Origin of the sequence: Mesorhizobium norvegicum (assembly GCF_004919685.1) — a bacterium.
In the GTDB taxonomy this organism is placed as follows: domain Bacteria; phylum Pseudomonadota; class Alphaproteobacteria; order Rhizobiales; family Rhizobiaceae; genus Mesorhizobium; species Mesorhizobium norvegicum.
The window spans coordinates 22177-42728 of the sequence record NZ_SMYZ01000032.1 but is presented as its reverse complement, the minus strand read 5'-3'; the positions used below and the strand labels follow the sequence as shown (position 1 = coordinate 42728).

The following is a 20552-nucleotide window of genomic DNA, read 5'->3' as shown; positions in this document are numbered from 1 at the left end:
TGGATTCGCAACATGCCGGCAAGCGCGCCCGGCTCTTTGTCTATTTCGCCGCCGCCCGGTAGTCGGAAAGGAGGTCCTTCAGGTCGCGCTCGCGCACCGGCTTGAGGTCGAGCAGACCGCGGGTTGCCACCGCCATCAGGTGTTCGTCCATGATGCTCACGGCAGTCGCTTCGTCGCCGCGTACCAATGCGTCGATGATCATCTGGTGTTCGTTGACCGCGCACTCCGACGAATGCGGCCGACCATAAAGCGCCAGTATCAGCGAGCAGCGCGAGGCCACTTCCGCCACGTAGCGGATGAGGAGTTCGTTGCCGGTCATGTCCGCCAGCAAGGTGTGGAACTCGCCGGCCAAGCGGATCGATTCCGGCCCGTCGCGGCCCTGCGCCCGCTCCTCGGCTGCGACATGGGCACGCAATGCCTCCGTCTGCGCCGATGTCAGGCGACCCGCAAGCGTTTCGATCACCGTCCGCTCCAGGCCACGCCTGACCTGAAAGACCCCGCGCCCCTCGCTGATGCTCGGCGAGGCCACGGTCGCGCGCTTGTTCGGCTGCTGCGAAACAAGGCCTTCGACGGTCAGTCGACCAAGAACGCTGCGCACCACCGTGCGGCTGACCCCAAAACTCTCGCCGACCGAATCCTCGGGAAGCTTCGTTCCGGGCGCCAATGCCTGCTCGATGATCGCGCGCCGCAGCGCCTGATAGACGCCGTCCGCGAGATTGCCTGCACGGCTGGCGCGCTTGGTTGGCAGAGAATTCTGATTGGTCATGGCGGGCCGATTTATCAGCTTGGCGTGAGTGGGTGTCAATCATGGTTTTCTCGAAGTCGGGACCGAAGCGGGGCAAAAATGTTTTCTCTTGCGTCACTAAACAGTATACACTATCGTAAATCAAGTGGATACAGATTGCATAACAAACAATCACAAGCTGCCTAAAGCGAGTGCAATCGAGGGAACCGCCAAGCTGGTTGGCAATGGAATTCGCGAACGGAAAAGTTCTGGATCAAAATGGAGAGGCCCGCATGAAATCGCTTTTGAGGACGTCGGTCGCCGCGGTCGTGGCGCTGACGCTGACAACCTTCTCGGCAGCCGCCGAGAACGTGCTGAAATGGGGGGCGCAGCGCGACGTGGTTTCGCTCGACCCCTATTCGTATGGTGACACGTTCACCATTGCCGTGCTGAACCACGTCTATGAAGGGCTGGTGCGCTATGATGAAAAGCTGCAGATTGCACCGGCGCTCGCCACGTCCTGGGAGGTCGTGTCACCGACCGTCTGGCGCTTCCACCTGCGCAAGGGCGTGAAATTCCACAACGGCGCGCCGTTCACGGCCGACGATGTGATCGCCTCGCTGATCCGGGTCAGCGATCCGGCCTCGCCGTTGCGGGGCAATCTGCCCGCCTACAAGGGCGCGACCAAGGTCGACGATTATACGGTCGAGATCAACACGACGCCGAACTATCCACTGCTGCTGAACGATCTCACCAACATCGTCATCTTCGACAAGGAGTGGCTGGTTGCCAACCACGCCGAGGCGCCGACGGATGTCGGCAAGGGTGTCGAGGGTTATGCGACATCTCATGCAAACGGCACCGGTCCCTTCAAGATCTTATCGCGCAAGCCGGACGCCGAGACCGTGTTCGAGGTCAACAAGGACTGGTGGGACAAGCCGAAGCACAACATCGACAAGATCATCTTCACCCCGATCACGTCTTCGGCGACACGGGTGGCTGCCCTTCTGTCGGGCGAAATCGACTTCACCAACTCCGCGCCGCTGCAGGATATTCCTCGTCTGCAAGCATCGCCTGACATCAAGGTGCTGGCGAGCAATGAACTGCGTACCGTGTTCTTTCTCTTCAATCGAACCGACAAGACGATCGCCTCGGATATCACGGACAAGAATCCGATGAACGACATCAAGGTCCGGCAGGCCATGTACCAGTCGATCGACATCGATGCCTTGCAGAAGAAAGTGATGCGCGGACTGTCCCGCAACACCGGCTCGCTGATCGCTCCGGCCATCCCGGGTTATGTCGACGCGCTGGACTCGCGTCTGCCCTACGATCCGGATGCCGCCAAGAAACTGCTGGCTGAGGCCGGTTATCCGAACGGCTTCTCCTTCTCGTTCGTCTGCGAGAATGACGGTTACGTCAACGAGGAGGAAATCTGCCAGGCGGTCTCGTCGATGTGGGCTCGCGTCGGCCTGAAGGCCAATCTCGACGTCGCGCCGACCAGCCTGCAGACGGCAAAATTCGAGAGCGGCAAGTTCGATGTCGGCATTCTCGGCTGGGCCAACGAGCCGATGATCGACAGTTTCTCGATCTTGGTGCAGGTCGTCCACTCCAAAATCGACACCTCGGGCGTGTTCAATTGGGGTGGGTGGAAATATCCCGAGGTCGATGCGCTGATCGACAGCGCCGGCAAGGAACTGGATCGCGAAAAGCGCCTCGGATTCCAGACGCAAGCCTTGACGAAGGTCAAAGACGACATCGCCTTCCTGCCGCTGCACCAGCAGCCAATGGCATGGGCGATGGGTCCCAAGATCGAGAGCATCGTCCAACTCACCGACAACAAGCCGCGCTTCTGGCTGACCATGATGAAGTGATCCGAAGCTCCTCGCCGGGAATCCGGCATGGATCGTGCGTAGAGAAACTCCGGGCTTGGCCCGGAGTTTGCCCAAACCACGTCAGGAGACGGCAGTCATGCTCGCCATCATCGTCAAGCGCATCGGCAATGCGGCCTTGGTCATGCTCGTGGTCGCTTTCATCGCCTTCATGATCTTCCAGTTCCTGGGCGATCCGGTGCAGCTCATGCTGAACTCCCAGGCGACACAGGGCGATCGCGATGCGCTGCGCATCCGGCTTGGGCTCGACCAGCCGGTCATCATACAGTTCTTCACCTTTGTCGTTCGCGCCTTGCACGGTGACTTCGGCGTCTCTTTTCGCAACCAGCGAGAGGTGATGTCGCTGATCGCCGAGCGCTTCCCGGCAACATTCGAGCTGGTCATGGTGTCGACCGTGCTGGCATTGCTTATCGGCATTCCGCTTGGCGTATTTGCGGCGATCAATCCGAAGAACCTGGCAGCCCGCGCGGCGCGCATGGTCTCGATGATCGGCATCTCGGTACCGGCCTTTGTCATCGGCATCGTGCTCATCCTGGTCTTTTCGGTCCAACTCGGCTGGTTGCCCGCCTTCGGCCGGGGCGAGGTGGTGCAGTTCGGCACCTGGTCGACCGGATTGCTGACGCCGTCGGGACGGCTCGCGCTGATCATGCCGAGCATTTCGCTGGCGCTGTTCCAGATCTCCTTCATCATGCGGCTTGTCACCGCCGAAATGCTTGAAGTGCTGCGAACCGATTATATCAAGTTCGCCCGGGCACGCGGCCTGCCTGACCGTAGTGTGCATTTCCGCCACGCGTTGAAGAACTGCATGATGCCGGTGGTCACGATGACCGGCATGATGATCGGCGATCTGATCGCCTTCGCGCTGGTGACGGAAACCGTTTTTCAGTGGCCGGGCATGGGGCTGCTGTTCGTACAGGCCGTCATGTTCATCGATATTCCGGTGATGGCGGCCTATCTGATGATCGTCTCCGTCATCTTCATCACGCTGAACACGATTGTCGATTTCGTCTATCTAGCCGTCGATCCGCGCTTGCGGCAGGCGGGAAGCGGAGGGGGTGGCCATGTCCGTTGAAACGCAGGCCACGAAAACGCCTGACGCGCCACGATTTGCGCGGTTGAGGGCCTTTCTCGATGGCGACCTCGCCCACGGCTTTTTCCACACGCCATCGGCGGTCATCTCGGCGTTGGTGCTTCTGCTCATTGCGCTGACGGCGATTGCCGCACCGCTGCTGTCGCCGCAAAACCCTTACGACCTGACACAGCTCTTTCTCGACAAGGCTGAACTGCCGCCGATCTGGTCGGCCGGCGGTGAAGCGCCCTATCTGCTCGGCACCGACGTGCAAGGGCGCGACATCTTTTCCGCCATCCTCTATGGTTCGCGAATCTCGCTGATGATCGGCTTTGCCAGCGTCATCGTCTCGGTGCTCATCGGCATCGCCGTCGGGCTCACTTCCGGCTATATCGGCGGCCGCATCGACAATTTCCTGATGCGCGTCGGCGACCTGGTCCTGTCGATCCCGACGCTGCTCGTTGCCATCCTGGTCAGCGCGATCTTTCGCCAGCTGCTGCCCGTTTCGCTGCGCGATGCCTTCACGCCGGTCATCCTGACCACCTCGATCGCAATCACATCGTGGGTGCAATACGCCCGCATCGTGCGTGCCTCGACAATGGTGGAAGCGCGAAAGGAATACGTGCTTGCCGCCCGTATCCTCCAGTTGCCTTCCAGCAAGATCATGGTCTCGCACATCTTGCCAAACGTCATGACGGCCGTGCTGGTGACGGCGACGCTCAATCTCGGCCTTGCCATCCTCGCCGAGGCGACCCTGTCCTTTCTGGGCGTCGGCATGCCAGTCACGCAGCCCTCTCTCGGCACGCTTATCCGCATCGGCAACCAGTACTTCTTCTCGGGAAGCTGGTGGGTGGTGCTTTTCCCGGCGCTGCAGCTCAGCCTGATCATTCTCGCCGTCAATTTGCTTGGCGACTGGCTGCGCGACGCCCTCAATCCGAAACTTCGCTGAAAGGCCCGATCATGACCGAAACCACCATCCTGAAGAATGTGCGGCCGTGGGGCGGGTCCGCTACAGACGTGACGATCACCGCCGGCCGTATCACGGACGTTGGGCCGGCAACGGTTTCGAACGGCGCAATGCCGATCGATGGCGCCGGCGCGATCCTGCTGCCGGGCTTCGTCGAGGCGCATACCCACCTCGACAAGACGCTTTACGGCATGGCGTGGAATCCGAACAATGTCGGCTCCACGCTGGTCGAGAAGATCACCAACGAGCGCGATTCGAAGAGCCGGCTCGGCCTCGACCCGGCGCGTCAGTCGGCAAGGCAGGTGGCGCTGTCGGTCGCACATGGCACGACCCATATCCGCAGCCATGTCGACATCGACACCGAACATGGCCTGAAGGGCGTGCTCGGCGTGATGGCAACGCGCGAAAAATACGCCGATGTCATCGACCTCGAGATCGTTGCCTTCCCACAGTCTGGCATGCTGATCCGGCAAGGCACCAAGGAACTGATGGACGAGGCGCTGTCGCTCGGCGCCGAAGTCGTTGGCGGTCTCGATCCCTGCTCGATGGACCTCGACCCGACGGGCCATCTAGACGTGATTTTCGGCCTTGCGGAAAAGCACGGCAAGCCGATCGACATCCATCTGCACGAGCTTGGCGAACTCGGCGCATTCTCGATGCGGCTCATCATCGACCGGACGCACGCCCACGCCATGAGCGGCAAGGTGACCGTCAGCCACGCCTTCTGCCTCGGCCACAATGATTACCTTGGCGTTGGCAGGCTGCTTGAACAACTGGCCGAAGCCGGCATCGCCATCATGACCACCGGGCCGGCCGGCTATCCATGCCCGCCGCTGATCCGCACGCTCGACGCCGGCATAACGGTCTGTTCCGGCTCGGACGGCATCCGCGACTGCTGGAGTCCCTACGGCAATGCCGACATGCTGGAGCGCGCTATTTTCCTTGGCATGCGCAACGATCTCGACCGCGATGCGGATCTTCGCCGCGCCGTTGAAGTGGTCACGACCGGCGGCGCCACGGTGATGGGTCTGGAAGGCTACGGCCTCGGCATCGGAGACGCGGCCGACCTGGTTCTGGTCGAAGGCGAGACACTCGCCGAAGCCGTGGTTTCGCGGCGGATCCGGCCGCTGGTCATGAAGCGCGGCAAGGTCGTTGCGCGCGCCGGCGCGCCCTTGTTCGAAACGGAGTGAAACGATGAATGGTGCGCACGCTTCCAAGGATATGCCGGCCGCAAACGAACCGGTGCTCGACATTCGCGATCTCGTCGTGGAGTTTCCGACCCGACGCGGCGTGCTGACAGCGATCCGCGGCGTGTCCATCACCGTCGGGCGCGGCGAAATCCTCGGCATCGTCGGCGAATCCGGGGCGGGAAAGTCGCTGACCGGTGCTGCTGTCATCGGCCTGCTGGAGCCGCCTGGTCGTATCGCCGGCGGCGAAATCCGCATCCGCGGCCGCCGCATCGACAATCTGCCGAAACGCGACATGATGGCGCTGCGCGGCAGCACCATCGGTGCGATCTTCCAGGACCCGCTAACCTCGCTCAACCCGCTGCTCACCGTCGGCGATCAGTTGATCGAGACGATACGCTGCCATCTGCCGTTGTCACGAGCCGAGGCGGCGATGCGCGCAATCGATCTGCTGAACGAGGTCGGCATCCCTTCAGCGGAATTGCGGCTCCAGCAATATCCGCACCAGTTTTCGGGCGGCATGCGGCAGCGCGTGGTGATCGCACTGGCGCTCGCCGGCGAGCCGGACCTTGTCGTCGCCGATGAGCCGACGACGGCGCTGGATGTCTCGATCCAGGCACAGATCACCGCGCTCCTGAAACGCATCTGCCGCGACAGGGGGACGGCGGTGATGCTGGTCACCCACGACATGGGCGTGATCGCCGAAACCGCCGACCGGGTGGCGGTGATGTATGCCGGCCGTATCGTCGAAATCGGGCCAGTCGACGACATCATTCACCGGCCGCAACATCCCTATACGCGCGGATTGATTGGCTCGATCCCGAGCCTGGTGACGCGCCACGAGCGTCTCGTGCAAATTGACGGCGCGATGCCAAGGCTGAATTCCATGCCGTCTGGTTGTGCTTTCCATCCGCGCTGCATCCTGGCGGATACGCGCTGCCGCAGCACTTTGCCGCCCTTGCTAACGAATGGTTCGGGCTTGGCAGCCTGTTGGAACCTCGCCGCCGGCAATGCCGTGGAGGCAGCATGACAAACGCGCACGCCAAGCCGACGCTGCGCGTCGACGACGTCGCCTGCTTCTTCGACGTTTCGCCGTCGTGGTTCGACCGCACTGTGATGCGCAAGCCGCAACGAACGCTGAAGGCAGTCGACGGCCTGAGTTTCGTCATCCCGCGCGGCACGACGTTTTCGATCGTCGGCGAATCCGGCTGTGGGAAGTCGACGCTGGCGCGCATGGTGGTCGGGCTGTACCAGCCAACGCGCGGCACGCTTTCTTTTGCCGACGGCAGCGGGCGCGATGGTTTCGTGCGCACCCAGATGATCTTCCAGGATCCCTTCGCCAGCCTCAATCCGCGTTGGCGCGTCGGCGCCATCATCGCCGAGCCAATCAAACAAATGGCGTTGCGCCCCTCGGGCGTGGAGACGCAGGCACGCGTCAGGCAATTGCTGGAGACGGTCGGTCTCTCCGGGCAGGATTCCAACCGGTATCCGCACGAATTCTCCGGCGGCCAACGCCAGCGCATCTCGATCGCCCGGGCATTGGCGGCCGAACCGGAGTTTCTGGTCTGTGACGAGCCGACCTCGGCTCTCGATGTGTCGGTGCAGGCGCAGATCCTCAATCTGCTCAAAGACCTACAGCGCGAACTTGGCCTCACCTACTTGTTCATCAGCCACAATCTGGCGGCCGTGCGCCACGTGTCGGACCGTGTCGCCGTCATGTATCTCGGCCGGATCGTGGAGGAAGCCGCAACCGATGAAGTCTTCGAACGACCGCAACATCCTTAAACGCGCTTCCTGCTCGATACCGTGCCCAATCTCGATCGCCCGAACCGCGATCGCGTGCCGGCGACAGTCGACCTGCCAAGCCCGATCGATCCGCCGCCCGGCTGCGCCTACAATCCGCGCTGTCCGCTGGCTACCGATATCTGCCGGACTGGCGCACCTGAATCTCGCCCTGTCGGCAAGGCTTTGGTGCGCTGCCATCATGCAATCGCTCATCGCGCAGTCGCATAGCATGATGCGCACTCAGCAGGATCAAAGGCGCCTGGACCGTCGCTGCATGGAAGTGGGGTAACGCCTTGCGCATTCTCATCGTCAATCCCAACACCACCGCCAGCATGACCGCGACGATCGCCAGAGCTGCATCCGCCGTCGCAGCCGGTTCGACGGAGATACTGGCCGCCACATCCAGCATGGGACCGGCTTCGATCGAGGGGTATTACGACGAGGCGCTGGCTGTACCGGGTCTGCTTCATGAAATCGCACTCGGCGAGCGCAATGGGGCTGACGCCGCGGTGATTGCCTGTTTCGACGATACCGGCCTTGATGCTGCACGAGCACTCGCCACCATTCCCGTTATCGGCATCTGCGAAGCCGCCTTGGTGACCGCGGCTTTCATCGCCCAGCGTTTTACGGTGGTGACAACCATGGATCGCTCTCGTGTACCGCTGGAAGGGTTGGTGCAGCGCTACGGCTTGCATGGCAAGGCAAAGGTGCGCGCGGCCGACATTCCGGTGCTGTCGCTCGCGGATCCCGCATCGGGTGCAGCATCGAAGCTCAGGAGCGAGATTGCTCGCGCACTCTCCGAGGACCGCGCAGAGGCGATCGTGCTCGGCTGCGCCGGCATGGCCGACCTTGTATCAGAACTTAGCCATGAATTCGGCGTGCCTGTGATCGATGGCGTGGCGGCGGCTGTGAAACAAGCCGAGGCATTGGTGGCATTAGGATTGAGCACGTCAAAACGAGGGGCATATGCTTATCCCGCAGGGAAACCCTATAGTGGCGCACTCGCATCCTTCGCTCCGACAGCTTTGGGTAACTGCGTCGAAAAGTGCGAACCAGTTTGCTAAGTGTTGGAAAATATCGTGAATCAGTGGGAATCGAGCCTGTAGTAACCTACAGATTAGGAAGCAGTGGGGGTGCTCATTTGGAGCTCTGGCGGGGAAAGTTTCGCCTTTCAACTCATGCGCGATGCCTGCGTAGTAGTTCAGGCTTTCGACGGCCATGCGCGCGTCGCCGCGCATGGGTGTAATCGTATTGCCGGTGTCGGCTACCTCGACGCGTAGATCACCCGCCGGTGAGCGCTTCGATGTCGCGGCGCAGTTTCAGGATCGCCGCTGTGAGGCTGGCCTCGCTTTGTTGAAGCGTCACGCGACGGCGGGATTCTTGCGCGAGGCCAGGCATAAGCAGGAAGAAGGGCAGCCGGCCGATCCGCGTGCTCTACGACGTCACTGACGAAGGGCGGACCGCGCCTCCAACCATTCAACGGCCTGAGTGTCACGAATCTGGTTCTTGAAGCGTCGACGATTATCTTCGATGCGCTGGGTGCGTCCTCAACCAGGAAGCCGATCGGCCTCGATCGCCATTGGCGCAACGCTCGCACCCTGTCTTCGCACAACCCACGCATCTATAAGGATCGCATCGTAGGCGACTACGCAGTCAACGGCACACCACCACCCTATCAGTGGCGGATCGGGCGCAGCCCGTTGCCGGCTCCGGTCGCTCCGGTGATCGGGGCTGCATGCACAAAAAGAAAATCAACATCTCAACCGTGCTTGCCGGCCAGAGGCTCGGATTGAAGGAGGTCGACGACGGCATTTGGCTCGTCTCCTTCATGCACTATGATCTGGGATACATCGATCTGGAACAGAGGACCTTGCAGACCATCGACAACCCGTTCGGCACGAGGTTGTCACCCATGTCTTAGGTACACCCTGTTACCCATGTCTCCGGGTCGGACAGGGGAATGGTGGTAGCGGGAGACCGCTACATCGCAAGACCCACTATTGAGGGGGCGCTCTTTTGCTATCGTCGGCAAGCGTGACAGCAAGTCGGGATCGAGCGTCACGAGGTCGAAAGCCACGACTCGTCGCAATGATGGATGGGGCAAACAGCTTAGCAAAATCAATTATTGGATTTTGTGTGCAAAAACTGCGCACGATAGTTATGCTTCTCTTCTGTTTTCGTTCGTACGAAGGGGTGGCCCTTCGGCGCCGCTAGGCGCATTTTTGCCAACGGATACCGCCTCCCGTTTCCTCGACCTGTCAGAATTGATTGTTCGAACGAGCCGAACGGATTGTCGTCACCCTCCATAAGTCCCGCCTCGTTCAACCATTATTGAACCTCGCCGCCATCGGGCGCCGAGAACGAAGATCTGTCAGCCCGATGAAGCGGCCGCATCGGCCTTGAGCCAGCGGATCAGTTCCGCACGGCGCTTGGATTTGAGCTCCTGTCCTTTTCCGTTGCCCCACTCGCGAACACCAAGCCCTGTCGGCACGCCACGGTGCCCGGCGTTCACAAGTGCCCCTATCGCGTCCGGCGGTCCGGAAGAAACGTCAAGGTGCGGCTGCAGGAAGCTGGCGAAGTGATACATCGTGTCCAGTCCGCCCAAGTCGGCAGACTCGATGGGACCGGTCACCGCCAGCCGGCGACCGATCGAGTTCCGAACGATCGCGTCGATGGCTTCCGCCGTTGCAAAGCCCGCGGCCCATAATGACCAGGCTTCGCGAAGCGCGGCGAACTGAATCCGGTTGCCGATAAACCCGGGGAGTTCGTGGTCAATGACCACCGGTTCCTTGCCTGCTGCCTTCAACTCCCGGCAAATCCGTTCGATGACCTCGGGACTGGTCCGTGGGCTTCCGCATACCTCCACCAGCGGCAACAACTGCGGCGGATACCAGAAATGCGCCGCGACGATACGCTCCTTCTTGGTGGCAAGCGTGTCGAGCGCGCTGACCGGATGACCGCTCGATGACGCAAGGATCGCTTCGGGCGCGCAAATTTTGTCGAGTTCTCCGAAGATATTGCGCTTGAGCTCCATGTCTTCCGGAACCGCCTCGAAGACCAATTCGGCGGACGCCGCCTGAGCGATCTCGGTATGAGGCTCGACGCGCGCGAGCGCGGCCTTGGCGTCCTCCGGCTTCAACAGGCGGGCATCGACGAACTCCGCCAGGCTTAGGCCGATCAGATCCTGCGACCTGGCCAGACTGTCCTTGCTCCTGCCGATCAAGCGCACGGACCAGCCTGCTTTTGCGAGCACCTCGGCAATTCCGTGGCCAATGACACCATTGCCGATCACTGCGGCGATACGGCTGTCTACACCCATCATCATCTCCCTGCATCGGCGTGACGGCCCAGGACGCTGCGCGCCCCGGGCCTATGAAAGTCGACGATCAATCCCGTGTCATTGGATAACACGAGCCTCGCCCACATCAGCAGCCGATGCGGGCAGGCCATGAGTTTCAAGCGCCTTCACGACCGTGCCGTCGCCATGATAGGTCGTCAGCGTCGTGTCCATCGCCTTGATCAAGTCCTTGTTGTTCAGGGGCAGCAGGAAGGCTGTCTGCGAGGCAAGCGTGGTGGCGGCGATCCGCGGATCTGCCTGCAGTAGTTTCACCTGGACGTCCGAACCCTGGGTCAACATCAACGCCGCGCCGAACCCTTCGAGGCCCGCGTCGAGGCGCCCGGCCTTCACATCCTGCGCGAGATTGAGCGACGACGGATAGGTGCGCGATCCTTCGAACAGCGTTTCCATGTCGTTGACCCAGGCATAGCCTTCGATCGTGCCGACGGCATGGCCGTGCAACTGATCCACGGACTCGAAGCCCTTCTTGGATTCCACAGCGATCTGATCGAGATAGACCGGCACGCTGAGCGCCACGACCTTGGCGCGAGCAGCTGTGCGATAGAAGCCGCCGATCGCGACATCCGCCCTGCCCGACTGGATCGCCGAAACGGCTGCCGGGTAGGTGTAGATCTGATATTCCACCGTCAGGCAGTTTGCAGCCGCGAAGCTGTTGACAAGGTCGCCGTCGATGCCGGCGACTGCACTTTTGTCCTCGAACGAGTAGGGCGGTGTGTTGGTCAGGGCCACTGTCAGCACTCCCGCCTTGACTGGATCGAGCTTGAACTTTGGTTTGCAGTCCTTGGCACTCGCGATATGCGTCCCGAGTACGATGACGGCAGCTGCTGCGACGGCGACTTTGTTTACGATAGTCATTGTTCATTCTCCTGCATGGTTGTTTTGAGTGAGTTTCGAGATCTGCATTGCGGGATGTCCTTGCACCTCCCTCCACATGTGCAAGGAGTTACTTGGTTAGATGTCGACTCATGCGTTGTTCGATATGACTGACCAACCAGCCGAAGGGTAAGATTACGGCCAGATAAAACACGCCCGCTGCGGTCAGGACGTCGAGGTATCGGAAGTTCGACGCGCCGATCCTATAAGCTCGGCTAAGCAATTCCGGGATTGCTATTGTGAATGCCAGTGATGTTACTTGAAACATCAGAACGGCGAAGCCAAGCAGCGCCGGAATGGCCACCATGATACCTTGCGGGATAACGACATAGCGGAGCGTGTCGCGACGGCGCATGCCGAGCGCCATTGCGGCTTCCACTTCGCCGTATGGAACCGACTGCAGCCCTGCCCGCAAGATCTCGCTGGTGTAGGCAGCAGTGGTCAGCGATAGGGCAATCGCACCCGACAGGAACGGCGCGAATGTGAGCCCGACCGTAGGCAGCCCGAAATACACCATCTGGAGGACAACCAGAGCCGGGGCGCCACGGCCGATCTCCACCAGGACGATGCTGGACCACCTGACGGCTCGCATCGCGCTGGACGAGGTGAGCGCCAGCACCAGTCCGGCCGGAAGCCCGAACAGCAGACACCAGAAGAGCAACTGGGTGCTGACCCAGAGGCCGGCGGCCAGTTGGGGAACCCAGCCCCACCAAGTGGTCAGGGTTTCCATCATCGCGACACCCGCTTGCGAAGCCGGGCGTCGACGGAGCGCGACAGCCAGACGACGGGAATGGACAGCAGGATGTAGAGCACCGCGGCAAGCATGAACGGCGTCAGACCACCGCCGCTGCTTTGCGCGTGCTGGAACGCTCGAAACGAAATGTCGGAGACGCCGATGGTGGATGCGACCGCCGAGTCCTTGAGCAGACTGATCAGGTAAGTGGTGGCCGGCGGAATGGCCACGCGCATCACTTGCGGAGCTAGGATGAGCGCCAGGGCATCAGGCTTCGACATGCCCAGCGCCGTTGCCGCTTCCGCCTGGCCGAAATGGACCGCCAGGAATCCGCTGCGGTAGATTTCAGCCAGGTATGCGGCGGAAACCAGCCCAAGGCCGATGACGGATGCCTCGAACGGGTTCAGTTCGACGGCTGACGTGCCGATGCCGAAAAAAAGAATGAACAGCCAGACGATCGGTGGAATGCCGCGCAGCACATCGATCACGGTCCTGCTGAGCAGGCGGAGCAGGAAAGACTTCGATCGCCGCATGAGAACCAGGGGAATCCCGAGCACGGCGCCGATCGCAAAGGCCAATGACGTCACCGCGATGGTCCAGGGAACACCAGTCAACAATGTTTGCAGGGTTTCGGTCATTGGCGGTCCAGGATCGCTCGGAAGAATTCACGGGAGCGCGGTGAGGTCGGGTTCTTCAGCACTGACGAGGGCGGGCCGTCCTCAATCACGGCGCCGTCAGCCATGACCAGGATGCGATGGGCCACATCGGCGGCGAAGGTGATCTCGTGGGTCACGACAATCATCGTCATGCCCTCCGCGGCCAGTTCCCGCATGACAGCGAGCACCTCCAGCCCAAGTTCGGGATCAAGTGCCGATGTCGGCTCGTCGAAGAGCATCACCTCGGGCCCAATCGCGAGCGCGCGTGCTATGGCGACGCGCTGTTGCTGTCCGCCCGACAGTTGCGATGGAAAGGAGCCCGCCTTGGCGCTCAGCTTCACGCGGGCCAGAAGCTGATCGGTTCTGGCGTCGGCGTCCGCGCGGCTGAGGCCCAGCACGCGCTGCTGGGGCAGCGAGATGTTCCTGCGCGCGGTCATATGCGGGAACAGGTTGAACGACTGGAACACCATGCCGGTGCTCCGTCGCAGATCCATAAGCGTGCGCTCCGCGATTGGAGCACCGGCGTCGAACCGGCGGCCGCACACTTCGATCGAGCCGGATACGGGTCGTTCCAGGAGGTTGATCGAGCGCAGCAGCGTGCTCTTGCCGGCCCCGCTCGGTCCGACGATGGCGACCACGTTGCCGCGCTGGATATCAAGCGAGACGTTGTTGACCGCCCGGTGTCTCCCGTATTCGACAACAATGTTGCTCAGTTTGACGATTGGCTTTTCCTGATCGGCGAATGGCTGCTTCGACCCATCGACTGCAGCGGTCGCCGTCAGGGGTTTTTCCAGCTTGGCCCGGCTGCGCTTGGTCCGCTGTACATCCATCTGTCTCATCCTTGCGACGCCCTGCGGCGTGGCTTTGTTTTGGGCGCAGCTCCGCCTCCGTCACAAACCGGGGTTTATGACGTACAGAGACTGATAGTTCCGTTTATCGGTACTTTGTTCCTATTTTCGGAAAAAGCAACAAAGTTTTGCAGATTGTCAAGCGGCCACTTCGGCCAGCGCCTCATCGATTGCTTTGATGATCTCGGTGACGTCACTGTCGGTCATGGGCGTCGAGAGCGCGAACAAGCCGTAGCCAGCCGCGAGGATGCCGCGATTGAGCAGTGCCATGTGAAAATTGCCCAGTTTCCGACGCGCTTCGGCGTTCGGATAGACCGATCGGTAGTCGGTCACCGGCTGGTCGGTGAAATGAACCTTGAACAGAGAACCCAGGCCCACGCAGACGCCGGCCAGACCGTGCCGGGCAAACGACGCGTTGACGCCCTGGCGCGCTGTCTCGCCGATGCTGTTGAGCCGCTCGAAAACAGCCGGCGTCAACGCTTGCATGGACGCCAGCCCGGCACGCATGGTGACAGGATTGGCCGAGAACGTGCCGCCATGTGGCAGCGCCGGTTTGCCACGCGTTGGATCGAAGACGCTCATCACATCCGCGCGCCCGCCAACGGCGCCGACAGGAAATCCGCCGCCGATGATCTTTCCCAGAACGGTGAGGTCGGGCGCAATCTCCCACTGGCCCTGCGCACCGGAATAGCCGAGCCGAAACGAGATGACTTCGTCGAGGATCAGCAACACGCCAGCGGCTCGCGCCGCCTTGGACAGCGCTGTGAGATAGTCCCGCCGTGCTGGGATAAGTCCAGCGCGGTTGGGTAGCGGATCGATCAGGATCGCCGCCAATTGCGGACCATGTTCGGCGATCACTGCCTGCGCCGTCGCGACGTCGTTCAAGGGCAGGACGACGACGTCATCCAGCACACCTTGCGGCGTTCCCTCGGCATAGGCGATCGAGGCGGGTGTATTGCTCCAGTTGTCGGGCCGTGAATCGAGGCTGACCTCGGCGTAGTCATAGGATCCGTGGTAAGCGCCTTCGATCTTGGCGATCTTTGGTCGGCCGGTGAAGGCACGCGCTGCCTTGATCGCCATCATAACCGCCTCGGTCCCGGAGTTGGTGAACCGAACCTGATCGACCGCCGGCAGGCGCGCTACAAGCAGTTCGGCAAGATCGATCTCGCTCGATGTGGGCGCGCCGAACGCGGTCCCCAACGCCAGCTGGGCGCTGACGACCGCGTTGATCGAGGGCGCCGCATAGCCGTGGATCATCGACGTGAAATTGTTGATGCAGTCGATGTAGACATGACCGTCCGCATCCCACATCCGGCAACCTTCGCCGCGCACCGCGTAGATCGGGAAAGGGTCGAAATAGACCGTCGTGCGCGTGTTGCCACCCGGCATCACCACTTTAGCCCGTTCGTAGAGCCTGGCGGATTCGGGAGACGTCTCAGGATAGTTCATCTTGTCGCTTTCGGTTCGAAATCATACCCATGGACCTGGCTTCAGTGCGCCTTCAGCCTGTCCAGCGGCGTGCGTGCGGTTTTCCTGTCTTTCCAGTCGAAATATTTCATCGCGGCTGGCATGAACCATGGCTTGCCGCGGTAGAACGGCATGGTCGGAAACGGATCTTGTGAGAAGACGGTTCGGCCCTCCGGGTCGCCCAGTATCTGCTGAGCGATTTTGTGCCCGAGATAGCTGCCCATGGTCACGCCGGCGAAATTGTAGCCCATGGCATGCCAGAGGCCGCCCCTCCCACCGGCATGAGGCATGAGGTCGAACGTGCCCGCGCAAAACCCAGTCCAGACATGGCTGAGCTTGACCCGCCTCAGGTCCGGCAGCGCCCGCGCCATGATGGCATGCATCTTGATGGCGATTTCGTCAGCCGACTGCATGCCGCCGGCCGTTGCGCCGCCGAGCAATATACGATTGCTGTCAGGCGCCGGCCGGAAAAAGTCGATGTTTGTATCGGTATCGATGACCACGCGCCGATGCGGGATGATCTTGCGGATGAGTTCGGGTGTAAGTTCCTCAGTCGCAGCCATATAACCTTGGAAGGGAATGACGCGTCGCGACCACCAGCCCAATCGCGCCGTTGTGTACCCATTGGTGGCCACGATCACGTCGCGCGCCGCCAAATTGCCTGCGGTGGTTGTGACCAGGAAGCGGTAAGGATCATTTTTGCGCACGATCCCGGTGACGTCGGTCCGCCCGCGGATCGTGACACCGGCGGCGGCGGTTCTCTCCAGCAAGCCCTGGTGATAAAGCCCAGGATGCAGCGAGCCGAGATCGGGAATGGTGGCGCCGCCATGGTAGATATCGGTGGCCAGCTCCTTGCGAACCTCGTGCCGTCCCACCATCGCATAGGGCAGGCCGAGGTGCTTGTTGACGGCCTCCAGCTCCCGCGCCAACAATTCATAGTGCGCTGGCGAGGTCGCTCCGATGAAGCGACCATCACGCGCGGCAAAGCAATCGATCTCCTCCTCCGCGATGAAAGCCATCAGGGTCTGGTACGCCTGATCGAGTTCCCTGTAGACGTGGTTTGCGTGTTCCAGGCCACGACTGTTCCGCAGCCCGAGGAACGACTTCTTGAGAACGCGGCCGAGAAAGCCAGCGTTTCGGCGGGCTGCCCCCGAACCGGGATCCTCGCGATCGACCACCACGACCTGCCGTCCCGCTCGCGCCAAGAGAAGCGCTGCGCGCAGTCCCGTATAGCCAGATCCTACGACAACGACGTCCGCCACCGGCGGGAGCGGGCCGGTCTCGCTGGCGACAGGGTATGCGGCATCCCACCAATAGGGGGCGAACCGCATGTCTTCGGTCGTGATTGAATGATCTGCCGATATCATCTTTCCGTCCCGATCAGGGCTTGTACATCACGGTGTGGCTCTGCTCGCGCGTAAACTGGGGCAGATAGTGCGGCCCCAGGCCGCCCTTGCCGGTCGCCCCCGATCCTTTCCAGCCGCAGAAAGGCTGGGAACCCGGCCAGGCCCCCGTCGTCGCGCCGCTCGACCGGTTGGCATAGAGGACCCCGGCTTCCGCGTGGGCCATGAAGTAGTCGATTTCGGCCTGATCCCGGGAATAAACACCCGCCGACAAGCCGTAGTTCACGGCATTGCCCTCTTCGAGGCCGGCCTGCAGGTCGTCCACTGGTCGGACGACCAGGAAAGGCATGAAGAGTTCGTCCTTGGTCAGCCGATCCTGGGCGCCGAGTTCGACAATGGCTGGAGTAAAGTAATTGCCTGGCAGGCCATCAACGCGGTTGCCGCCGAAATGGACTTTGCCTCTCGAACGTGCCTCCTCGACGGCGGAGACAAAGCGTGCGGCGCTCTGGTCATCGTAAAGCGGCCCCATGAACTGCTCGCGTGCTCGGGGGTCGCCGACGCGTAAGGTATCCGCAAATGCTTTGATCGCAGAAACGAACGCGTCCTTGACGACCCGGTCCACATAGACGACCGAACAGGCACTGCACTTCTGCCCCTGAAGACCGAACGCCGAGCGGGCGACGCCTTCGGCGGCGACCGCAATCTCCGCGTTCCGCGTCACATAGGCCGGGTTCTTGCCGCCCATGTCGGCGATCAGTGGCTTGGCATGATCCTGCGCCACCAATTGACGAAGAATGCCCATGCCGGTCTCATAGGAACCGGTGAAGGCAATGCCATCAATGCCGGCGGAGTTTACGATGGTTTCGCCAACCACACGTCCGCCGATCACGACGTTGAACACGCCGCGAGGCAGGCCGGCCGCCTTGAGTGTCTCGGAGAGCATCAGGCCGGTGAGCGCACAGCCGCGCGACGGCTTGTATACGACCGTATTTCCCGTCAGCAGGGCACCACAGATCATATTGATCGAGAGCGCTAGGGGGAAATTGAAAGGCGAAATCACGCCGAAGACGCCATAGGGACGCAGAACGCTCCTGGTGGTCTCGTTTTGGACCAGCTGGTTCATTGGTTGGGTATAGCCGTTGCGTAGCTCGATCTCGCGTCGGTAGTAGGCCACGATGTCGATGCACTCTTCGGCCTCGCCGACGGCCTCGAGGCGCGATTTCCCAATCTCGTAGAGTGCCGCCAGCGCCAGATTGTACTTTCCGGCCTCCAGCGCCTGCGCCCAGCGCGATGCAAAATCCAGCCGCTCAGCCAGCGAACGCGCGGACCAGTCCCGCCCCGCTGCACTGGCTGTGGCAATCGCTGCCTGAACATCCGAAACAGTTGAAGTAGGAAACTCGCCCAACACCAGAGCACGGTCGATGGGGCTCACAACCGAATAGGATGGTCCGCTGGCGAATTCGGTTGTCCAGATCCGGCTAAGCCCCTTGGCTTCGAAGTCTGGAACCATCTGGTCGAGCCGGTCATGAACGCCGGAGAAGTCCGTTCCGGTGTTTGAATAGGTCACTCTCGGCAAAGAACCCAGCATCGCCAACTACCGATTATTGGAACTTAGTTCCGTTTATCGGAACTCAATGTCTGCTGTCAAGCCTGGGCCCACTTATTGGTCGGATGGCCTAGAAAGTGGAACCGTCCTGCGCTAACCCTGTCTTGACGACAACGGGGCAACGCTGGTGCTGCTATGGACGATCTGACAAACACGGACGGGCCGCTGGAGCGATATATATCCGTCCTTGAAGTGCTGGCACCATTCCCGGAAGGACTGGCGGCGAGCGATGTCGAGTCCATGCTTGGCCTGCCCAAGACCACCGTGAACCGGCTGCTGAAGACGTTGAACGAGGCGGGCCTTGTCGCGGCGAGCGGGATCAAAAGCCGCAATGTCGTGCTTGGGCGACGGCTCCTGCGCTTGCTGCACACGGCGTCCGACAGCAGCTGGATCGAAATTGTGACCAAGCGGCCGCTTCAGGCACTGGCTGACAAGACCGGCGAGTCCTGCTTCATCGTCAAACTCTCGGGATTGCAGATCCGCTCGGTCAACAGCGAAGCGCCGGACACGCCCGTGCGGACATATGTGGTTCCCGGCAGCATCATGCCCATCAATGCGGCTGCCTCGGCCAAGGCAATCCTGGCATGGCAGGACGAACAGGTCGTCGCGGCGCTGCTCGAACAACCCCTGGCAGCGCTCACTGCGAATTCGACAACCAACAAGGCCAAGCTCAGGCAGGAGCTAGAGGTCGTCCGCGCAAAGGGCTACGCGACCGACTTGGCGGAACATGTAGAGGGTCTAGCCTCGATCGCCTGCCCCATTCATACCAAGGCAATGGGTGTGATCTATGCCATCGGCCTTACCGGACCCTATCATCGTATCGTCGGCGACGCGTTTGAGCGACACGTCGCCGACCTGAAGAACACAGCCGAGCAATTGGCTAAGTCGCTGGCCTTTGGGCCCGACTAGAGCTGGTCGACACTATGGTTGGGAGCAACGCATAGTCAGCTGGATAAGGGCACGCAATGCATGCAAGGGTGAGTCCATCCTCGACGCACCAGAGGATCGATGCTGACGGTGCCGGCAGCTCGCGCCCGTCGACGGAATCCTGAGGAGAACCCGATAGAGGTCGCGCTCTGTTAGGTCATCGAGCAGGGGTCTCGTCCAGTCCCAGGATTCGCGACTGCGCTTCTTGTTCTCTTGTTCCCGCTCTTTCTGTTCTCGCTTGTGCTGGGCAAGCCATGCCTTCACCCTCGGGTGAAGATTGTCGAGCGTCTCTGGAACGACAATCCCGCTGACGGCAGCAGTTGCTACCTTGAGCGATGCCTGGATTGGGGGAAGAGGCTCGGCCTTGCGTGGTGTTGGAAGAATATCGACCCATTCTGGAATACCGGCCGAGTGGGCCGGAAGCTTGAAGGTCACAACCGGCTTCCCAGCCTCCTTCTTCGCCCAATAAGCGCGAGGCTGCATTGTGACTTCTCTGACATCTGACATTCCTCATGGCGCAACTCGCCCGCGCGGTGCGGTCGATACCGGGTATGATTCTGAAGGGTTTCAGCGTCACTATGAGGAACAGGACGATCTGCGCCGCAAGCAGGCGCCAACTTCAGTCGCTTATTGGGGAGCCTTTGAATCCCGCGTCGGCGTTTATGTCGATCTCAGTCAGATATTCGCGAATACTGGCCGCGGTGTCATCCATGCCTTTGACCAGGTCGTTAATCTGTTTCCGTGCGTCGGCGGCAGTTTGGCTCGGAGCGGAAGTCTTGATGCCATCGGACATGACCGAGACGCTTTTGATTATACGATCCCGGTCAGGATGCCTGGCAATGAGCTGCGCCACAAGCGCTTGCAGCACAAGGATCGATCCAGTCGATTCGCCAGGTGCATCGCTTGAAATGAACTGAGTAGCCATTCTGCAATCCTCCCTCATTCACGGCATCATCAAACCACGGTATCTGCGTTCCTCCAAGGGGCGGGCTAGGCCACTTAGCAACCAACCCCTCAGCCGCCCGTTGACCCTATGCTGGTTGATCCCAGCACTCTGCGTGACCTAGCCCGCTGCCGAAAGGTGGCGGGCTTTTTTGTGCCAGTTGGAACGGCTTGT

At 61.2% G+C, this 20552-nt stretch carries 18 protein-coding genes and 3 pseudogenes; 10 read left to right on the top strand and 11 right to left on the bottom strand.

Annotated elements, in window-relative coordinates:
* Positions 1-40: 40 nt before the first annotated feature.
* On the bottom strand, positions 41-766 hold the full coding sequence (locus FCU66_RS12845; RefSeq protein WP_136616595.1) for a GntR family transcriptional regulator: 726 nt from the start codon (positions 764-766) through the stop codon (positions 41-43).
* 251 nt (positions 767-1017) lie between these two features.
* Here FCU66_RS12845 and FCU66_RS12840 point away from each other — a divergent pair, with 251 nt between their 5' ends.
* The 9 genes and pseudogenes from FCU66_RS12840 to FCU66_RS12800 form a co-directional block, all read left to right on the top strand.
* A complete protein-coding gene (locus FCU66_RS12840; protein ID WP_136616594.1) occupies positions 1018-2598 on the top strand; it encodes an ABC transporter substrate-binding protein in 1581 nt (526 codons plus the stop codon).
* 97 nt (positions 2599-2695) lie between these two features.
* A complete protein-coding gene (locus FCU66_RS12835) occupies positions 2696-3688 on the top strand; it encodes an ABC transporter permease (RefSeq protein ID WP_136616593.1) in 993 nt (330 codons plus the stop codon).
* A complete protein-coding gene (locus tag FCU66_RS12830; protein WP_136616592.1) occupies positions 3678-4634 on the top strand; it encodes an ABC transporter permease in 957 nt (318 codons plus the stop codon). The genes FCU66_RS12835 and FCU66_RS12830 overlap by 11 nt, the downstream gene beginning before the upstream one ends.
* 11 nt (positions 4635-4645) lie before the next feature.
* Positions 4646-5842 carry an amidohydrolase family protein gene (locus tag FCU66_RS12825; protein WP_136616591.1) on the top strand — a complete coding sequence of 399 codons (1197 nt, stop codon included), beginning with the start codon at positions 4646-4648 and terminating at the stop codon, positions 5840-5842.
* Between the two features lie 31 nt (positions 5843-5873).
* Positions 5874-6869: an ABC transporter ATP-binding protein gene (locus FCU66_RS12820; RefSeq protein WP_136616637.1), complete on the top strand. Its 996-nt coding sequence runs from the start codon at positions 5874-5876 to the stop codon at positions 6867-6869.
* Positions 6866-7852 (top strand): annotated as a pseudogene (locus FCU66_RS12815) (ABC transporter ATP-binding protein). Before FCU66_RS12820 ends, FCU66_RS12815 begins: the two are co-directional and overlap by 4 nt.
* A gap of 65 nt (positions 7853-7917) precedes the next feature.
* Entirely contained in the window at positions 7918-8688 is a 771-nt protein-coding gene (locus FCU66_RS12810) for an aspartate/glutamate racemase family protein (RefSeq protein ID WP_136616590.1), read from the top strand.
* Positions 8689-9114: 426 nt separating this feature from the next.
* Positions 9115-9417, top strand: a pseudogene (locus FCU66_RS12805) (hypothetical protein); the annotation flags it as partial.
* Positions 9357-9545, top strand: a pseudogene (locus FCU66_RS12800) (transposase); the annotation flags it as partial. The pseudogenes FCU66_RS12805 and FCU66_RS12800, both read left to right, overlap by 61 nt.
* 450 nt (positions 9546-9995) lie before the next feature.
* On the opposite strand, the gene FCU66_RS12795 reads toward FCU66_RS12800, so the two are convergent.
* The 8 genes from FCU66_RS12795 to FCU66_RS12760 all read right to left on the bottom strand — a co-directional run bounded on the left by FCU66_RS12795 (position 9996) and on the right by FCU66_RS12760 (position 18469).
* The gene (locus FCU66_RS12795; protein ID WP_206077104.1) at positions 9996-10943 is read right to left on the bottom strand and encodes a 3-hydroxyacyl-CoA dehydrogenase family protein; all 948 of its coding nucleotides are present in this window, start codon (positions 10941-10943) and stop codon (positions 9996-9998) included.
* Between the two features lie 78 nt (positions 10944-11021).
* Positions 11022-11837 carry a substrate-binding periplasmic protein gene (locus FCU66_RS12790; RefSeq protein WP_136616589.1) on the bottom strand — a complete coding sequence of 272 codons (816 nt, stop codon included), beginning with the start codon at positions 11835-11837 and terminating at the stop codon, positions 11022-11024.
* Positions 11838-11925: 88 nt separating this feature from the next.
* Entirely contained in the window at positions 11926-12588 is a 663-nt protein-coding gene (locus FCU66_RS12785; RefSeq protein ID WP_206077103.1) for an amino acid ABC transporter permease, read from the bottom strand.
* Positions 12585-13226, bottom strand: coding sequence for an amino acid ABC transporter permease (locus FCU66_RS12780; protein ID WP_136616588.1), 642 nt, complete (start codon positions 13224-13226; stop codon positions 12585-12587). Before FCU66_RS12780 ends, FCU66_RS12785 begins: the two co-directional genes overlap by 4 nt.
* The gene (locus FCU66_RS12775) at positions 13223-14074 is read right to left on the bottom strand and encodes an amino acid ABC transporter ATP-binding protein (protein ID WP_136616587.1); all 852 of its coding nucleotides are present in this window, start codon (positions 14072-14074) and stop codon (positions 13223-13225) included. Before FCU66_RS12775 ends, FCU66_RS12780 begins: the two co-directional genes overlap by 4 nt.
* A 156-nt stretch (positions 14075-14230) precedes the next feature.
* Positions 14231-15541: an aspartate aminotransferase family protein gene (locus tag FCU66_RS12770; protein ID WP_136616586.1), complete on the bottom strand. Its 1311-nt coding sequence runs from the start codon at positions 15539-15541 to the stop codon at positions 14231-14233.
* Between the two features lie 41 nt (positions 15542-15582).
* A complete protein-coding gene (locus FCU66_RS12765; RefSeq protein WP_136616585.1) occupies positions 15583-16926 on the bottom strand; it encodes an NAD(P)/FAD-dependent oxidoreductase in 1344 nt (447 codons plus the stop codon).
* A 13-nt stretch (positions 16927-16939) separates the two neighbouring features.
* Entirely contained in the window at positions 16940-18469 is a 1530-nt protein-coding gene (locus FCU66_RS12760) for an aldehyde dehydrogenase family protein (protein ID WP_206077102.1), read from the bottom strand.
* A gap of 174 nt (positions 18470-18643) precedes the next feature.
* Here FCU66_RS12760 and FCU66_RS12755 point away from each other — a divergent pair, with 174 nt between their 5' ends.
* On the top strand, positions 18644-19417 hold the full coding sequence (locus FCU66_RS12755) for an IclR family transcriptional regulator (protein ID WP_136616583.1): 774 nt from the start codon (positions 18644-18646) through the stop codon (positions 19415-19417).
* Positions 19418-19429: 12 nt separating this feature from the next.
* Here the strand turns inward: FCU66_RS12755 and FCU66_RS12750 are convergent, their stop codons facing one another.
* Both FCU66_RS12750 and FCU66_RS12745 read right to left on the bottom strand, forming a co-directional pair.
* Positions 19430-19870: a hypothetical protein gene (locus tag FCU66_RS12750; RefSeq protein WP_136616582.1), complete on the bottom strand. Its 441-nt coding sequence runs from the start codon at positions 19868-19870 to the stop codon at positions 19430-19432.
* A gap of 184 nt (positions 19871-20054) precedes the next feature.
* On the bottom strand, positions 20055-20360 hold the full coding sequence (locus FCU66_RS12745) for a hypothetical protein (RefSeq protein WP_136616581.1): 306 nt from the start codon (positions 20358-20360) through the stop codon (positions 20055-20057).
* Positions 20361-20552: the final 192 nt, after the last annotated feature.

Excerpts from the sequence above, each read along its gene's own strand:
- FCU66_RS12845 (WP_136616595.1), bottom strand. The coding sequence starts at position 766 with ATGACCAATCAGAATTCTCTGCCAACCAAGCGCGCCAGCCGTGCAGGC.
- FCU66_RS12840 (WP_136616594.1), top strand. The coding sequence starts at position 1,018 with ATGAAATCGCTTTTGAGGACGTCGGTCGCCGCGGTCGTGGCGCTGACG.
- FCU66_RS12835 (WP_136616593.1), top strand. The coding sequence starts at position 2,696 with ATGCTCGCCATCATCGTCAAGCGCATCGGCAATGCGGCCTTGGTCATG.
- FCU66_RS12830 (WP_136616592.1), top strand. The coding sequence starts at position 3,678 with ATGTCCGTTGAAACGCAGGCCACGAAAACGCCTGACGCGCCACGATTT.
- FCU66_RS12825 (WP_136616591.1), top strand. The coding sequence starts at position 4,646 with ATGACCGAAACCACCATCCTGAAGAATGTGCGGCCGTGGGGCGGGTCC.
- FCU66_RS12820 (WP_136616637.1), top strand. The coding sequence starts at position 5,874 with ATGCCGGCCGCAAACGAACCGGTGCTCGACATTCGCGATCTCGTCGTG.
- FCU66_RS12795 (WP_206077104.1), bottom strand. The coding sequence starts at position 10,943 with ATGGGTGTAGACAGCCGTATCGCCGCAGTGATCGGCAATGGTGTCATT.
- FCU66_RS12790 (WP_136616589.1), bottom strand. The coding sequence starts at position 11,837 with ATGACTATCGTAAACAAAGTCGCCGTCGCAGCAGCTGCCGTCATCGTA.
- FCU66_RS12785 (WP_206077103.1), bottom strand. The coding sequence starts at position 12,588 with ATGATGGAAACCCTGACCACTTGGTGGGGCTGGGTTCCCCAACTGGCC.
- FCU66_RS12780 (WP_136616588.1), bottom strand. The coding sequence starts at position 13,226 with ATGACCGAAACCCTGCAAACATTGTTGACTGGTGTTCCCTGGACCATC.
- FCU66_RS12775 (WP_136616587.1), bottom strand. The coding sequence starts at position 14,074 with ATGGATGTACAGCGGACCAAGCGCAGCCGGGCCAAGCTGGAAAAACCC.
- FCU66_RS12770 (WP_136616586.1), bottom strand. The coding sequence starts at position 15,541 with ATGAACTATCCTGAGACGTCTCCCGAATCCGCCAGGCTCTACGAACGG.
- FCU66_RS12765 (WP_136616585.1), bottom strand. The coding sequence starts at position 16,926 with ATGATATCGGCAGATCATTCAATCACGACCGAAGACATGCGGTTCGCC.
- FCU66_RS12755 (WP_136616583.1), top strand. The coding sequence starts at position 18,644 with ATGGACGATCTGACAAACACGGACGGGCCGCTGGAGCGATATATATCC.
- FCU66_RS12745 (WP_136616581.1), bottom strand. The coding sequence starts at position 20,360 with ATGGCTACTCAGTTCATTTCAAGCGATGCACCTGGCGAATCGACTGGA.